A 16,465-nucleotide genomic window follows, 5' to 3' on the forward strand; every position below is an offset into this window, starting at 1 on the left:
TATACTAGCCAATACGCATAACCTCTTATTATATAACATATTAGCTACACCCTACTGGTACCTTACATTAGGCAAAGTATATACGTAAACCAACAGAAGAATATTCAAAGACGCTATATAAATGGCTTTAGGAGCCTGCCAAAGGAGTTTCCCGTTAAAATCTGCTGCACAAAAAAAGCGCCTGCCAGGTATACCCGGCAGGCGCTTCAGTACAGGTGCTATACCTGATACTTTACTTTATCTCACCGCTTTCAGCAGCTTTCTTCAGCTCCTCGCTTGCGATGATGATGACCTCCACACGGCGGTTCTGCGAACGGCCTTCAGCTGTTGTGTTATCAGCAATTGGCTGGTCAAACGCGTAGCCTTTTGCCTGCATGCGTGATGCATCTACCCCTTTGGTGCGGGCATAGTTGGCAACAGACTGCGCACGACGTTCTGACAGCCCCTGGTTCAGCTCACGGCTACCAGTGTTGTCGGTGTGGCCTTCGATGATGATGTTCGTGCCTTCATATTTCTGCAGCGTTGCTACCAGGCCGTCAATATCTTTCTTGGCTTTGGCGCTCAGTTCGGCAGAGTTCACGGCAAACAGAATACCTGAGTCAAAGTTGATGCGGATGGCCTCGCCTACACGCTCGATCTTGGCATTTTCCATGCTTTTCTCCAGCTCCTCAGCCTGCTTGTCCATACGGCGTCCGATCACGGCACCTGTGGCACCACCTACTGCTGCACCAATAATGGCGCCCGCCGCTGTGTTGCCCATGCGGTTACCGATAATACCACCTACTACAGCGCCGGAGCCCGCTCCAATGATACCGCCTTTGGTAGTTTTATTCATACCTGTCTTTTCCTGGCCAGTTGTGCTGGTATCGGTTCTGTTACCTGTTGTGGTAGACGTGTCGCCTGTACCAGAAGTGGTAGGAGCCGTAGTCTGGCACGAAGTGAACAGCATGGTTACAGCCAGCATCGATGTCAACGATAGTTTTACTAATTTCATAGTCTTTTGATAAATTTGAAAAAATGGTTTTTGATTGATAGTCGTATTGGTTAATACATTTGCGCATTGCGTTGCTTTTGTGCTTTCGCAATACTAATGCCAAAATTAGGCACAATATTGTGCTTTACCCAAACTATTACTTTCATGAGCCGAAAAGGTTCGTTTGCCCTCGTCCAGCTTATATTTTGTCATGTTTGAGTACTAGCACAAGAGCCTGTCAGCGACACTGACAGGCTCTTTTAGTCTGAAATATTAATGCAATGCTTAGGATGACTTGGCGGCCTTCTGAACTTTGGCAGTGCCGTTGCTTTCTTCTGCTGCCGGCATGATCATACCCAGCAGGTCAACGAGGCGCTCCTTCAGCTCCTTGCGGTCCACGATAAAGTCCAGGAAGCCGTGCTCCAGCACAAACTCTGCACTCTGGAAGCCTTTCGGCAGGTCCTTGCCAATCGTTTCCTTGATCACACGAGGTCCGGCAAAACCGATCAGGGAACCCGGCTCGGCGATGTTGAAATCACCCAGCATGGCGTATGATGCGGTCACACCACCTGTGGTCGGGTCGGTGAGCAGAGAGATATAAGGCAGTTTTTCTTCTGAAAGCAGCGCTAGCTTGGCGGAGGTTTTGGCCATCTGCATCAGCGAGAAGCCGGCCTCCATCATGCGCGCGCCACCTGATTTGGAGATCATCATGAAAGGCGTGCGCGTCTTACGGGCATGGTCAATGGCGCGGGCGATCTTCTCCCCTACCACAGAGCCCATAGAGCCGCCGATGTAAGCAAAATCCATGCAGGCGATGGTGATGTCCCGGCCGCCCGACTTGCCATAGGCAGTGCGCACGGCGTCTTTCAGCCCGGTCTTGCGCTGCGTTTCGGCAGTACGCTGCGGGTATGGCTTGGAGTCCGTAAAATTCAGAGGGTCACCCGAGCTCATGTCCTCGTCCATCTCCGTGAATTTGTTGTCGTCGAACAGGATGGCAAAATACTCCTTGGAACCAATCCGGTCGTGGTAGTTGCACTTCACGCAGGTCTTCAGGTTTTTGCGGTGCTCGGTCATGCTCGTCACCGTTTTGCATTCCGGGCACTTGTACCACAAACCGTCCGGGGTTTCCTTCTTCTCCTCTGTCGGCGTGTTAATTCCTTTTTCTACTCGTTTAAACCAAGGCATCATAATCGTATCGGGCGTGCATGCTGCACATTAAATGGTTGTTCCGCCACACTCCTCTTCTCCAACTTCGGGCAGATTCGGGCACAAATATAGCCTGCTCCGGAATACTCACAAAGGAGCTTTTCCAAAGCAGGCTGTAAAATTAGTTAATAATCAGCAGTTCTGCTATAGGTTACGCAAGTGTAATGTCGTTGGCCAGGTATACGTCCTGAATCGCGTTCAGCAGCTCCACACCAACTTTCATGTCTTTCTGGAACGCCTTACGGCCTGATATTAAGCCCATACCGCCTGCACGCTTGTTGATAACGGCTGTGCGCACGGCATCCGCCAGATCCGAGTCGCCCTTCGACTCACCACCGGAGTTGATCAGACCGGCACGGCCCATGTAGCAGTTGGCCACCTGGTAGCGGGCCAGATCAATCGGGTTGTCAGAAGAAAGCTCCGTGTACATTTTCTCGTGCGTCTTGCCAAAACCGATCGCCTTGAAGCCACCGTTGTTTTCCGGCAGTTTCTGCTTGATGATGTCGGCCTGGATCGTTACACCCAGGTGGTTGGCCTGTGCTGTCAGGTCGGCTGCTACGTGGTAGTCCACACCATCTTTTTTGAAGGCGTTGTTGCGGGTATAGCACCACAGGATGGTAGCCATACCCAACTGGTGCGCTCTCTCGAAGGCCTCAGCCACCTCAATGATCTGGCGCGATGACTCCTCAGAACCGAAATAGATAGTGGCACCAACAGCAGTAGCACCCAGGTTCCAGGCCTCGTCTACGGATCCGAACATGATCTGGTCATACTTATTCGGGTAGGTCATGAGCTCGTTGTGGTTGATCTTCACCACAAACGGAATCTTGTGGGCGTACTTTCTGGACATCATGGCCAGGTTGCCAAAGGTTGTCGCCACGGCATTGCAGCCACCTTCGATCGCCAGTCTGATGATGTTCTCTGGGTCGAAGTAAATCGGGTTTGGAGCAAACGAGGCACCCGCTGTGTGCTCAATGCCCTGGTCTACCGGCAGTATAGACAGGTAGCCCGTACCCGCCAGTCGGCCTGTGTTGAAGAGCTGCTGCAGGCTGCGCAAAACCTGCGGGTTGCGGTTAGACAGTGAGAACACGCGGTCCACAAAGTCAGGACCCGGTGCATGGATCAGGTCCCTGGAGATTGTTTTGCTTTCATACTGAAGCAGGCTCTCCGCTTCAGAGCCCAGTAAGGAAACGATGTTATCGTACGACATTTTTTAAAGTTTTATAAAGGGATGTATTGAATTGCAGGACAAATATATAACGCTTTTTGAATACTTCAGAAATTATCACGCCTTCTGCCGCAGCACAGGTATACTGCCCCAACATACCGCATACATCGCTAAAATGTTGCCCTATTCCCGGCACTAAATAACACCGTCTTCCCGTCCGCCTGTGCAGGGCCAGGCTATACCTGGTTCTCCCTTAAATCTAAATCAATCCTACACTCGTTATACAAAGCATTCAATATAAGCACGTTAGCGCTATGTACATAAAACGTAAACTTCCTACAATCGCCTGGCTGCCGCTGCTGCTACTGTTGGCAGGTATAGCCGCCTGCTCTTCTTCCACTCGGATTCTGGGCTCCTGGAAAAGCCCGGAGATAGAAGCCCAGCATTATCGGCGGGTGGTCGTAGCAGCCCTCACCGACAATGTGCTGGCCCGGCAGGAAGTAGAGAATGACCTGGCGGCTCAGTTGCAAATGCGCGGTATTCAGGCAACCCGCAGCATGGACCTGTTCCCACCCTCAGCCGCCGCTAAAACCCAGCCCGATGTCAACCTGCTCATCGAGCGCATCAAAGAAAACGGCCATGACGCCATCCTCACCGCCGCCCTGGTAGACGAGCAAACCGAAACCCGCTACGTGCCAGGCAGCATGGGGTACCGACCCATGACCCGGTTTATGTGGTACGGCAGTTTCAGGGGCTATTATACCTTCTGGTACCCTACGCTCTACGACCCCGGCTACTACACCGAAGACAAGGTATACTACCTCGAAACCAACCTTTACGATGTCAATACTGACCGGCTGGTTTGGTCAGCTCAGTCCAGGTCACACAGCCCCAGCAGCCTGCGCAAGGCAGCAAGCAAGTTTGCCGAACTCACGGTGCAAAAGATGACGGAAGACAACGTGCTACCCTCCGTTGTAAAACAATAAAAAAGGCGCTCTGTGGAGCGCCTTTTCTGTATTGGTCAGGTATAGCCTTACTCGTTATAGAGCACGTGCAGCACGGTCTGGCCCACTGCCTTCAGAGTATTTTTGCTGATGATGTCCATCGTGTCGGTATGGCGGTGATGGTAGTGCCCGAAGTAGTCATCCTGGTTCGCCATGTTGTATTCGATAATGTCGATCATGCGGATGCCGCCCACTGTGTTCACGTAATAGTGATCGTCGGTAATGGCCGGGGCGTTCACGTACTTAAAGTAGTCGGAATAGCCAATGCGATTGCCGGCACGCCATACCTTGTCCACGATGTTGCGGGCATACTGCATGGAAGTGCCTTCGCGGGCAAACTTGGCGTTCTCGGCGCCTACCATGTCGAGCAGGATGCCGTAGTTCGCCTTGTAATTCGGGGTGTGCTTGTTCTTGCTCCAGTACTGCGAACCCAGGCACCAGTCGTCCTGCATGTAAGGATGATCGCTGTTGTCCGGGCGGCCGTAGTCCTCCCCGTCAAAGAAGATGATGTCGATGCCAATTCCTGGTTTTTGCTCCGCCGCCTGAATGGTGCGGGCAATCTCGAGCAGCACGCCTACGCCACTGCCGCCGTCGTTGGCACCCTCAATAGGTTTGTTCTGGTCCTTGTCGTCTTTGTCGGCGAAGGGGCGTGTGTCCCAGTGCGCGGCCAGCAGTACCCGCTTGGTCGCGTTCGGGTTGATGGTACCGATGATGTTCCGCAGGTTGAGCATGGTGCCGTCAAAAGCCTTCGCCTGGAAAGCCTGTACCTGCACTTCTGCCCCGTAGCCGCGCAGCGTCTCGATCAGCCACTCGCCTGTTTTGTAATGCTCCGCCGTGTTGGGCACGCGCGGCCCGAAAGCCACCTGCCGGTCCACAAAGAAGTAAGCCGAGTCGGGGTTGAACTCAGGTGCCTGCACCACAGCTTCTTCCACCTCTGTAGTCGCCACACGTTCGCTGCTGCTTCCGTTCTCAGAAGAGTCGCAGCTGTTGAGTCCCATCGCTCCAAACAGCAGCATGGCCAGTACCTTCATATTATTCTTCATAAGCCCAGTCAATTCCGGTTTTCAGGTCCTTGATCACAATGCCCTGCTTTTTCAGTTCGGCACGGATCACGTCTACCTTGTCATACGCCTTGTTCTCCTTCGCTTCTTTGTAAAAGCCAAGCACCAGTTCCAGCATCTCCTCCATGTCAGCAGTCGGTTCATCTTTCAGCCCCAGCACATCGGTTACCAGTTCGGTATAAGTCGTGCGAATGGTGTCGAAAGTGCCGCGCGTCAGCGCCCCGATCTGCAGCTGACCCAGGTATAGGCTGTTGATCTTTTTGAGCAGGTTGAAGAGCGAAGCGATCGCTCGGGCCGTGTTCAGGTCGTCGTTCAGGCCGCGGAAGCAGTCCTCAGTCAGTTTCAGCAGCTCTTCGTTCAGCTTTTCGTCCGGCGTGCCTACCCCTTCCTCCGGATAGCTCAACTTCTCGAGTACGCGCATACCGTTCATCAGCTTTCTATACCCTTTTTGGGCGGCCTGCAGCGCCTCGTTGCTGAAGTCTAGCGTACTGCGGTAGTGCGCCTGCAGGATGAAGAAGCGGATGGTCATCGGGCTGTAAGCCTGCTCCAGCATCTGGTGGTTGCCGCTGAAGAGCTCGCTCAGGTTGATGAAGTTGCCCAGCGATTTGCCCATCTTCTGCCCATTCACCGTGATCATGTTGTTGTGCACCCAGTAGCGGGCAGCGTCGGAGTGGCTGTGGCTCGCCTGGCTCTGCGCGATCTCGCACTCGTGGTGCGGGAACATCAAATCCAGTCCGCCTCCGTGGATGTCGAAGGTCTCTCCCAGGTACTTGCGGCTCATGGCTGAGCACTCGAGGTGCCAGCCCGGGAAGCCGTCGCTCCAGGGCGAAGGCCAGCGCATGATGTGCTGCGGCGATGCTTTCTTCCAGAGGGCAAAGTCCAGCGGTGAGCGCTTCTCGCCCTGTCCTTCGGTGTCGCGGGTGTTGCTGAGCAGGTCCTCGATGATGCGGCCGGAAAGCTTGCCGTAGTTGTGATCTTTGTTGTAAGCCGGCACGTCGAAGTAGACCGATCCGTTTACTTCGTAAGCAAAACCATTCGCTAAAATTTCCTGGATCAGCTGGATCTGCTCAATGATGTGCCCGGAAGCACGCGGCTCGATGCCAGGCGACTTTGTGTTGAGCGTGGCCATATCCTGCTGGTACACATTGGTATAATGCTGCACCACTTCCATCGGTTCGAGGTGCTCCAGTTTGGCTCTTTTCTGAATCTTGTCTTCGCCCTCGTCGGCATCGTTTTCGAGGTGACCTACGTCGGTGATATTGCGCACGTAGCGCACTTTGTAGCCCAGGTATTTGAGGTAGCGGTACAGCACGTCGAAGGTAACGGCACTGCGGGCATGGCCCAGGTGCGGCTCGCCGTACACGGTCGGCCCGCAGACATACATCCCTACGAAGGGGGCGTGCAGGGGTTCGAACAGTTCTTTTTTGCGCGTGAGCGTGTTGTACAGGTTGAGTTTGTGTTGCATGGTATCGGTATAGGAAGTGCATGCGCACAGGGCATGCCTTCTGTTTATACTTGATCTTTCCGGTTAACCTCAGTGGCAAACCAAAGTTCAAAATTAAGAAATTATACCGTCAGTGCCCTACTCCTCCTTCGGTTTGATGACATAGGTGGCCGAGATCGGGAAGTGGTCGGAAAGCGGCATTTCGTAATGCGTTTTGAAATCGTATGCCTCCAGTCCTTCGCTGTAGAACTGATTATCAATACGCAGGAAGGGCAGCGGACCGTTGTAAGTGGCCCCCACCCCGTTCCCGGCTTTCTCAAACGAGTTGTTCAACTCGCTCACCAACTGACTGTAGGTATAGCTAAACGGGATGTCGTTAAAGTCGCCCGTCACGATAACGGGATAAGGTGAAGTTTTCACATGGTCGAGCAACTGCTGTACCTGCATGGCCCGGGCCCGGAAACCCATGCGCAAACGGCGGGCCAGGTTGCGGCTCTCTTTCTTAAAGCTCGCCTCGTCGCCTATGGCAGAGTAGGTGTTCTCGATATCTGCCGCCCTGATGCTCATCGACTGCAGGTGCACGGCGTACACCCTGACCGTGTCTCCTTTCACATTGATATCTACCCAGGCGGCCCGGTTGGCGCTGCGTTCCGGTGTGTTCGGGAAACGAATGGTATTCCCCCTGATGATCGGGTACTTCGAGAAAATGGCTATACCTAAATCGGCTTTCACGCGATCGCCCTGGTAAGTAGAGGCAAACACATACCGGTCATACCTTTTCCCGATCCGGTTGAAGTTATTGAACTCGGTGGAGTTCACCCGACTGTAAAACTCCTGCAAACAGAACACATCAGCAGGGTGTGTGGCCACCCAATCCACCATCTCCTCCGACACACGCGGCACGCCTTCCACAATTCTTTCATACGCGTTGAAAATATGCACATTGAAACTGAGCACCTCGAGGGTTTTAGCGCCTGCCGGCAACTCTTCATCCCATGAAATGGACACCAACCGGCCATAGTGGTTCCAGCCAAGGCCAATCACGGCAAGCGGCAGAAACACATACCAGGAGCGCTTCAGCAACCAGTAAAGGAAGAACAGGAAATTGAGCACCAGGGCACCGGGAAGTGAGAAAGCCATGAAGCCGGCAGGCCAGAAGTCGTAAGGAGGTATGCGCATGCTCAGCACCCCCAGCAGTAGCCAAAGCACTACGAGGATGTTCAGAATCAGCCAGATTCTCCGGCGTATGTGTTTGAATGTACCTGCCACGGTGGCAAACTTACAAATTATGCCTGTAGGAATATCAAGCCTCGCTTCAGAATATATTCAGATGTGGCGGTGGTGGTGTTTTAAAAAGCAGAACTTTTCCCGCGCCGGTTCATGTTACTGAACCAAAGCCCTTCCGGTAGCCCGCCATAGCTACCTAAATGCCGTCCGAAATCTCCAGAAACCAGATAATTTACAGCGCACTTCCACACTTATTGTTGTTTATATAATGTTTTTATAGTAAATTTGTGACATTATTTCCAAGGAGATGAGGGGACGCGAGGTCCCCTTCTTTATTTTCTTTAAATTAATATGGCAATAACGGCACAAAGTATTCGCGCAATGGTGGAAGCCAGCCTACCGGAAAACGACCTGTTCATCGTAGATGTGGCAGTGTCCGAATCGGCTGTACGCCCCAAGATAACCGTGCTGGCTGACGGCGAGCAGGGCATCACAATTGACCAGTGCGCCAGCATCAGCCGCCGCGTTAATGCGAAGATCGCAGAGGAGTATGGCGAGGAGGTTTCTTATGTGCTGGAGGTGAGCTCACCGGGGGTGGATTTTCCGCTCACGCAGCCGCAGCAGTACAAGCGAAACATCGGCCGCAACCTGAAACTGAAAATGCAGGACGGCACCGAGAAGACCGGCAAGCTGGAGGAAGTAACGGAAACAGGTATAAACCTGACGCAGGAAATTAAACAAAAAGGCAAAAAGGCAACGTATGAGCCTGTGCAAATACCTTTCGGGGATATTGTAAAAGCAAATGTTGTAATCTCATTTAAATGATAAGATAATGAACAGTTCAGTCCTGATCGAGTCGTTCGCTGAATTTGCGAAATTCAAGAACATAGACCGCCCGACGATGATGCGCATCCTGGAGGATGTATTCCGTACCATGATCCGCAAGAAGTGGGGCACCGACGAGAACTTTGACATCATCCTGAACGTGGAGAAGGGTGACCTGGAGATCTGGCGTAACCGCGAAATCGTGGACGACAACTCGGAGGACATCTGGGATCATGATAAGATCGCCCTATCTGAGGCGCAGAAAATAGAGCCTGACTTTGAAGTGGGAGAGGAAGTGTCGGAAGAGATACAACTGGAGGACTTCGGTCGCCGCGCCGTATTGACTGCCCGCCAGACCCTGATCCAGCGCATCAAGGACATGGAGAAAGAACTCCTGTTCCAGAAATACAAGGACCTTGTTGGCGAGATCATCTCAGGTGAGGTATACCAGGTATGGAACCGTGAAGTACTGCTGCTCGACCAGGAAGAAAATGAACTGCTGATCCCGAAAGGGGAGCAGATCCCGAAAGACCGTTACCGCAAGGGCGACGTGGTGCGTGCTGTGGTACAGCGCGTTGAGATCGTGAACGGCAACCCGAAGATCATTCTCTCCCGTACATCGCCTGCCTTCTTGGAGCGCTTGTTCGAGAACGAGGTGCCGGAGATTTACGACGGACTGATCGCCATCAAAAAAATTGTGCGTGAGCCCGGCGAGCGTGCCAAAGTAGCCGTAGAATCGTTTGACGACCGCATTGACCCGGTAGGTGCCTGCGTGGGCATGAAGGGTTCCCGTATTCACAGCATCGTGCGCGAGCTGGAGAACGAGAACATCGACGTGATCAACTACACCGACAACCTGGAGCTTTACATTCAGCGTGCCCTTAGCCCGGCTAAGATCACGAGCATGAAGATTGACAACGAGAACGGCCGCGTGTCGGTGTTCCTGAAGCCGGACCAGGTATCGCTTGCGATCGGTAAGGGCGGTCAGAACATCAAGCTGGCCAGCAAACTGGTAGACATGGAGATCGACGTGTTCCGTGAGTCGGAAGTGTACGAAGAGGACATCAGCCTGGAGGAATTCACGGACGAGATCGAGGACTGGGTGATCGCGGAACTGCGTCGCATCGGCCTGGACACAGCCAAGAGCGTACTGGCCGTTTCGAAAGAAGACCTGCTTCGCAGAACAGAACTGGAAGAAGAGACGATCGACAGCGTGCTCTCCATCCTGCGCGAAGAGTTGGAAGAAGAAGACAATCAATAGTTGTGAGTTGCGCTCCGTTACTGTAATTTTGAAAAATATTCAGAACGGGGCTCAGTTCTATACCTTGCAAGGCAACTATAGTATATTAACAGAATAATAAAGACAGCATATCAGAACATGGCAGAAGACAAAATCAGGAGGCTCAAACAGGTTGCAACTACTTTAAACATTGGTACAGCTACCATTGTGGATTACCTCTCTGCTAAAGGCTTTGACGTGGAAAACAAACCCACCACCAAAATCACGGCAGAGCAGTTCGGTATGCTGGCTAAAGAGTTCGCCTCTTCCATGCAAGACAAGATTGAAGCGGAAGAACTGAACATCGGCAAGAAACCACAAAGCAACCAGATAGTGGAATCGGAGCCTCATCACGAGCCAAAGAAAACAGCAGAGCCTGAGCAGGAGATCCTGATCAAGAACGCGCACCAGCCGAAAAGCGAAGCCACAGAGGCGAAGCCAAAAGCGGAGCCGGCACCGGCGCCTGTTGAAGCAAAGCTTCCGGGCATAAAGGTACTCGGCAAAATAGAGCTCGACTCCAAAGGTCGTCCTATACCTAAGCCAGCTGCCCCTAAAGCCGAAGAGCCAATGGCACCTGCAGTTGAGCAGCCAAAAGCCCCGGAAGCGAAAGCGCCGGAGCAGCCTGCCCCTGCCCCACAAGTAGAGAAGCCTGTGGAGAAACCGGCAGCGCCTGTGCAGGAAACACCTGCCGCTGAAGCGCCTAAAGCTGAAACCCCTAAGGTGGAAGCTCCAAAAGTTGAAACGCCACAGCAACCGGCAACGCCTCCTGCCCCTGCTGCGGAACAGAAACCAGCTGAAAAACCAGCTGAAACAGCAAAAGCTCCTGCGCAAGCAGCGGCACCACAGGCACCGGAAAAGCCGGCACCTGCTACTCCTGAAGAAAAAGGACCAGAACAAATAGAAACAATTACAGCAAAAGCCGACCAGCTGAAAGGCCTTACGGTGCTAGGCAAGATTGAATTGCCAGACAGCTCCCGTAGAAAAGGTACCAAGCCGGTAGCGTCTTCTGATGATAAGAAGGCCGGTAAGAAGAAAAAGCGCAAGCGCATTATTGTGGCCGGCCCGGAACAGGGTGGCGGTCAGAACCAGGGACAAAGTGTTTCCAATCCACAGGCTCGCCCTATCCAGCACACGGGTGGTGGCGGCGGAGGCTATCAGGGCAATCGTCCGGGACAGCGTCCTGGCGGCGGACCTGGAGGCCCGGGTGGCCGTGGACCACGCAATGCCCCTGGACCACGTGTAGAAAAAGCAGAAGTAACGGATAAGGAAATCCAGGAGCAGATCAAAGCGACGCTTGCGAAGCTAAGCGGCGGCAAAGGGGGCGGTGGCAACCGCGCCAAGTACCGTCGTGAGAAGCGCTCTGCTATTGCGGACGCAACAGAAGAGCGTCGTTTGATGGAGCAGGCAGAGTCGAAGACCCTGCGTGTAACAGAGTTCGTGTCTGCCAATGACCTGGCAGCGCTGATGAACGTGAGCGTGAATGATGTTATCAAGGTATGTATGCAGCTGGGTATGTTCGTATCCATTAACCAACGCCTTGACGCCGAAGCCATCACCATCATCGCAGACGAATTTGGCTATGCAGTTGACTTCATCACATCAGAGGATGAGCAGGCGCTTGAAGATACAATAGAAGACAACGAAGAGGATCTGTTGGATCGTGCCCCAATTGTGACCATCATGGGTCACGTTGACCACGGTAAAACTTCCCTCCTTGACTATATCCGAAATGCCAACGTAACAGCTGGCGAGGCCGGCGGTATCACGCAGCACATCGGTGCCTACAAGGTGCAGACAGAGAGCGGACGTACCGTTACCTTCCTGGATACGCCGGGTCACGAAGCCTTTACGGCTATGCGTGCCCGTGGTGCCAAAATAACGGACGTTGTTATTATTGTGGTAGCAGCTGATGACTCGGTGATGCCGCAGACAAAAGAGGCCATCAACCACGCACAGGCAGCCGGTTCTCCTATCATCATTGCACTGAACAAAATAGACAAACCAGCCGCTAACCCGGATAAGGTTCGTGAAGAGCTCGCTCAGATGAACATCCTGGTAGAGGAATGGGGTGGTAAATACCAGTCGCAGGAAATCTCAGCGAAAACAGGACAGGGTATTCCTGACTTGTTGGAGAAAGTATTGCTGGAGGCCGAGCTCCTGGAGCTCAAGGCCAACCCGGACCGAAACGCTGTGGGTACGGTTATCGAAGCATCGCTTGACAAAGGCCGTGGCTACGTAGCAACGGTGCTGGTGCAGACCGGTACTCTCAGAGTAGGTGATGTGGTACTGGCAGGCTCCCACTACGGTAGGGTGAAAGCCATGACCGACCACCGTGGCCGCAAGATGAAAGAGGCAGGCCCATCCACCCCGGTACAGTTGCTGGGTCTGGACGGTGCGCCACAGGCCGGCGACAAGTTCCAGGTAATGGAATCGGAGCGCGAGGCACGTGAAATCGCCACCAACCGGGCACAGGTACAGCGTGAGCAAAGCCTGCGCACCCGCAAGCACATCACCCTGGATGAAATTGGTCGCCGTCTGGCCATCGGTACGTTCAAGGAGCTTAACGTGATTGTGAAGGGTGACGTGGACGGTTCCGTAGAGGCACTAGCCGACTCCCTGTTGAAACTGTCCACTGCCGAGGTGCAGGTGAACATCATCAGCAAAGGTGTAGGCGCCATCTCTGAATCTGACGTATTGCTGGCTTCGGCTTCTGATGCGATCATCATCGGTTTCCAGGTACGTCCTTCCCAGAACGCCCGCAGACTGGCAGAGCAGGAACAGATCGACGTTCGTCTGTACTCTATCATCTACGATGCGATCAACGAGGTGAAAGACGCGATGGAAGGCATGCTTGCTCCTACCATGAAAGAGGAGATCACGGGCAACGCCGAAGTTCGCGACGTATTCCGCATCACCAAGGTTGGTACGATTGCAGGTTGTATGATCACCGACGGCTCTATTCAGCGTAACTCCAGAGTACGTCTGGTGCGTGACGGCATCGTGGTACACGACGGTGAGATTCTGGCCCTCAAGCGTTTCAAGGACGATGTGTCTGAAGTACGCCAGGGTTACGAGTGCGGTATCAGCCTGAAAGGATACAACGAGATCGAGATTGGTGACGTGATCGAAGCTTACGTAGAAAAAGAAGTGAAGCGTACGCTGTAATAAAGCTGCAGCTTGAATCATAAAGAAGGCTCTTGCGAAAGCAGGAGCCTTTTGTTTTTGGCCGCAGACACTGGCTATACCTGAAAAAGAATACCTATACCTGAGCATTTGCTTTAACTGAGAAGGGCTATACCTGAATACAGCAGCGCTATCACTACTTAATTAAGAGCATGTTTGAGGTGATGAAACCATCCTATCTACTGATTCTGTCAAAGTAAGTAGATGCTCTTCAATACATCCATACCCCAAAGCTTTATCGAGGCCTTTATTCCCAATCCTATGAACTTAAGGAGATGCTCTTCGGGATTTCTTAATCCCGAGGTTGACTGTTCGGGATGTCCACGTCCCCATAAACCAAAATATGGATTACGCGGATCTGGAGACCCGATACAGTTGGGATTCGGACTGATAAATCCGAATCAGCTATTGTCTCCTCTAGGAAAATAAAAAGCTCACAACAACCATAATATACCTGATGCAATTACGAGACTATACCCTAGAATAAATTTGCCAGCTACTAAATAAGCTCTCACTTTCGCTCTTCTGCAGTGCTAAGTCTATACCTGAAATGCTGTCTTATTGTGTAGTAAAAACAAGCCATGTATGTTGCGCGCGTGGCTTATACTGTACATGATCACAAAAAAAGCCCCGCCTGAAAAATCAAGCGGGGCTTTTAAATGTTTTCGTGTTGTGCTATTACAATGAATGGCGGGCAAGGCGACGCTTGTCGCGCTTGTGCTTACGGTGCATTTCTTTCTCTTTTTTCAGAATGGCCTCCATACGCTTGCTTCCTTTGATGCGGTCTTTGGTGAAGCGGCTACGGTTTGAGTTTTCATAGGCATTCCAGCGTGCATCCATACCGGCAGCGCGAGCGCCAACGGCATCAGTGGTAGTACCCTTTTCCTGCACCCTGGCAGTACCCCAGTATTCGTCTTTCCCGGAGTTCAGCGAAGTACTCGAAGAACTGGAAGTTTGTGCCATCGCATCGGACACGAACAGGAGGAAAGCCAGAGAGAATAGTAACGATATGATTTTTTTCATAAATCCACTTTTGATAATGTACCTATACAACGTACATCATCCACTAAAGTATACATTTTTAGTGAATAACAAGAAGTGCCCAACAAAAGTTTACTATTCAAATTTGTAGGATAATCCTATTCCCATGGTTTCTTTCAGCTGCAAACGAGGCCCTTTCCCATCCATTGTGCCATCACCGCCGCGGTCAATATCGATCAAAATATCATCATCGTAGATCATATGCACAAAGAGGCTGGCTGACAAAAACTTATTCACCTTAAAGTTTACCAGGTTCTCCCAACTCACGTCAATGTTCTTGGCATTGTGCAGGTAGTTGGAGAACAAATCGGCTTTGGATTGAAGGGTCACGTTCTTAAAGACCTCATTCTTGAAGCGCACATTCACAAAGCCACCGAACTCTTCGCGCAGCCGCTCCCCGGTGCCAGGTATAAGATTGCCTTCCAGGTCACGCTGAGCAGGCTCCACCCCAAAAGCCCCGTAGTCGGCCATGCGCTGGTTGAGCACAGCCGTGAACTTGCCGGTAAAGGGAGAAATAAATACCGAGAGCTTGGGATTGGGCTTGTAGTCCATACCGATAGAGGCCAGCACGAAAGCGGGTGCCATGAAGTTGGAAACCACCGAATCGCGCTCAGGGGTATACGTTGGGCTGATCTGGGTGCGGGTATTGAGCTGCGTCGTGTAAAACCACTTGCTCGAAGCCTGGCGCCCATACTTCAGGTTCAGCTCCAGCCGATCGTCACTTTTGCGTAGGCGCTGCTCCTGCAGTTTCACGGTGCCGTAAGTCAGGTCCAGGGTATTGTTCCAGGTGTTTTTCCCTTTCTTATAGTTGCTGTAGATGTTCAGTATACCCAGGGCTGAGAGCGAACTCTGCCCCCCAGCTGCCCAGTTACTCAGACTCACCTGACTGAAGTTGATCGTACCGGTACCGCCAAAGTCCCAGATTTTCGGCACCGCCGCCGTATCGACCGGCGCGTCCTGAGCTGATGCGGAGAAAAAACCAACATGTGAGAGGAAGAAAAAGAGGAAAAGAAAGCGCAATAAAGCCTTAAGCATGAAAATAAGGTATAAAGTGAGCGTACTGTATTTAAAAATTGCACAAATATAACAAATCAAGACCAGAGGGACGGCGCTGATGTGAATCTTTAGGGAAGGGCCATTAGAACTGAGCCACTGCCGGATTGCACTTTAGGGATTTAGCTAAATCACTACTATATTTGCTGCTGTTATCTAAATACCATACCGTATTAAACTATGTCTCTATACGAAAACCTGCTGCTCAACCTCGATAATGGCATTCTGGTCATCACTATCAATCGCGCAGATAAGCTAAATGCCCTCAACATCGACACCATCAGGGAGATCAAGACTGCCATCCAGCAAGTCTATGACGATCCTGCTGTGAAGGGGGCCATCTTTACCGGTGCCGGCGAGAAAGCTTTTGTAGCGGGTGCTGACATTTCGGAGATCTCGGAACTGAGCGAGGTGAACGCCCGCAGTTTTGCGGAGCGTGGCCAGGAGGTTTTCAGCATGATCGAGCGCTGCACCAAACCTGTGATCGCTGCCGTGAATGGCTTTGCCCTCGGAGGTGGTTGCGAACTGGCCATGGCCTGCCACATGCGCGTTGCCAGCGAAGGCGCCCGTTTTGGTCAGCCGGAAGTAAACCTGGGCCTGATACCGGGCTACGGCGGAACGCAGCGCCTGACGCAGCTGATCGGCAAAGGCAAGGCGATGGAACTGATGATGACCGCCGACATGATTGGTGCCGGCGAAGCCAAGGCGCTTGGTCTGGTCAACCACGTGGTACCTGCCGTGGAACTGATGCCAAAGTGTATGGAGATCCTGAACAAGATCGTATCCAAGGCGCCACTGGCCATTGGCTTGGTAATCGACTGCGTAAACGCCGTGTACGACAAAGATGAGAACGGCTACCAGACAGAGGCCAACTCATTTGCGCGCTGCTGCTCTTCACAAGACTTTATTGAGGGCACTAACGCATTCCTGGAGAAACGCAAGCCCGTGTTCAAAGGCGCTTAATCTTATACCTGCAGCAACGCGCTATACCTGGCATAAAA

General features: G+C 52.4%; 13 protein-coding genes. 5 read left to right on the forward strand and 8 right to left on the reverse strand.

Annotated features, from left to right (window positions below; translation table 11 throughout):
- Nucleotides 1-232 precede the first annotated feature (232 nt).
- The 3 genes from IEV97_RS14960 to IEV97_RS14970 all read right to left on the reverse strand — a co-directional run bounded on the left by IEV97_RS14960 (nucleotide 233) and on the right by IEV97_RS14970 (nucleotide 3,389).
- Nucleotides 233-994, reverse strand: coding sequence for a YiaD family glycine zipper/OmpA-like lipoprotein (locus IEV97_RS14960; protein WP_229733967.1), 762 nt, complete (start codon nucleotides 992-994; stop codon nucleotides 233-235).
- Between the two features lie 264 nt (nucleotides 995-1,258).
- Nucleotides 1,259-2,158, reverse strand: a complete 900-nt coding sequence (gene accD / locus IEV97_RS14965) for an acetyl-CoA carboxylase, carboxyltransferase subunit beta (RefSeq protein ID WP_188502341.1) — start codon at nucleotides 2,156-2,158, stop codon at nucleotides 1,259-1,261.
- Nucleotides 2,159-2,330: 172 nt separating this feature from the next.
- Nucleotides 2,331-3,389 (reverse strand): class I fructose-bisphosphate aldolase, encoded by a 1,059-nt coding sequence (locus IEV97_RS14970; protein ID WP_188502279.1) that lies wholly within the window; start codon nucleotides 3,387-3,389, stop codon nucleotides 2,331-2,333.
- Nucleotides 3,390-3,661: 272 nt separating this feature from the next.
- Between IEV97_RS14970 and IEV97_RS14975 the strand changes: the two genes are divergently transcribed.
- Nucleotides 3,662-4,333 (forward strand): DUF4136 domain-containing protein, encoded by a 672-nt coding sequence (locus tag IEV97_RS14975; RefSeq protein WP_188502280.1) that lies wholly within the window; start codon nucleotides 3,662-3,664, stop codon nucleotides 4,331-4,333.
- Nucleotides 4,334-4,380: 47 nt separating this feature from the next.
- On the opposite strand, the gene IEV97_RS14980 is transcribed toward IEV97_RS14975, so the two are convergent.
- The 3 genes from IEV97_RS14980 to IEV97_RS14990 all read right to left on the reverse strand — a co-directional run bounded on the left by IEV97_RS14980 (nucleotide 4,381) and on the right by IEV97_RS14990 (nucleotide 8,125).
- Nucleotides 4,381-5,394 (reverse strand): M28 family peptidase, encoded by a 1,014-nt coding sequence (locus IEV97_RS14980; RefSeq protein WP_229733968.1) that lies wholly within the window; start codon nucleotides 5,392-5,394, stop codon nucleotides 4,381-4,383.
- The gene (cysS, locus tag IEV97_RS14985; protein WP_188502281.1) at nucleotides 5,384-6,877 is read right to left on the reverse strand and encodes a cysteine--tRNA ligase; all 1,494 of its coding nucleotides are present in this window, start codon (nucleotides 6,875-6,877) and stop codon (nucleotides 5,384-5,386) included. The genes IEV97_RS14980 and cysS overlap by 11 nt, the downstream gene beginning before the upstream one ends.
- Nucleotides 6,878-6,994: 117 nt before the next feature.
- A complete protein-coding gene (locus tag IEV97_RS14990) occupies nucleotides 6,995-8,125 on the reverse strand; it encodes an endonuclease/exonuclease/phosphatase family protein (protein WP_188502282.1) in 1,131 nt (376 codons plus the stop codon).
- Between the two features lie 309 nt (nucleotides 8,126-8,434).
- Here IEV97_RS14990 and rimP point away from each other — a divergent pair, with 309 nt between their 5' ends.
- The 3 genes from rimP to infB all read left to right on the forward strand — a co-directional run bounded on the left by rimP (nucleotide 8,435) and on the right by infB (nucleotide 13,352).
- Entirely contained in the window at nucleotides 8,435-8,908 is a 474-nt protein-coding gene (gene rimP, locus IEV97_RS14995) for a ribosome maturation factor RimP (protein ID WP_229733969.1), read from the forward strand.
- Between the two features lie 7 nt (nucleotides 8,909-8,915).
- A complete protein-coding gene (gene nusA / locus IEV97_RS15000) occupies nucleotides 8,916-10,169 on the forward strand; it encodes a transcription termination factor NusA (RefSeq protein ID WP_188502283.1) in 1,254 nt (417 codons plus the stop codon).
- Between the two features lie 117 nt (nucleotides 10,170-10,286).
- Complete coding sequence (gene infB, locus IEV97_RS15005; RefSeq protein WP_188502284.1) at nucleotides 10,287-13,352, forward strand: translation initiation factor IF-2; 3,066 nt, start codon at nucleotides 10,287-10,289, stop codon at nucleotides 13,350-13,352.
- A gap of 696 nt (nucleotides 13,353-14,048) precedes the next feature.
- Here the strand turns inward: infB and IEV97_RS15010 are convergent.
- Entirely contained in the window at nucleotides 14,049-14,393 is a 345-nt protein-coding gene (locus IEV97_RS15010; RefSeq protein WP_188502285.1) for a hypothetical protein, read from the reverse strand.
- 93 nt (nucleotides 14,394-14,486) lie between these two features.
- Nucleotides 14,487-15,446 (reverse strand): DUF3078 domain-containing protein, encoded by a 960-nt coding sequence (locus tag IEV97_RS15015; RefSeq protein WP_188502286.1) that lies wholly within the window; start codon nucleotides 15,444-15,446, stop codon nucleotides 14,487-14,489.
- Nucleotides 15,447-15,644: 198 nt separating this feature from the next.
- On the opposite strand from IEV97_RS15015, the gene IEV97_RS15020 reads away from it, so the two are divergent.
- Entirely contained in the window at nucleotides 15,645-16,427 is a 783-nt protein-coding gene (locus tag IEV97_RS15020) for an enoyl-CoA hydratase/isomerase family protein (RefSeq protein WP_188502287.1), read from the forward strand.
- Nucleotides 16,428-16,465: the final 38 nt, after the last annotated feature.

Origin of the sequence: Pontibacter amylolyticus (assembly GCF_014638845.1) — a bacterium.
Taxonomy (GTDB): Bacteria; Bacteroidota; Bacteroidia; order Cytophagales; family Hymenobacteraceae; genus Pontibacter; species Pontibacter amylolyticus.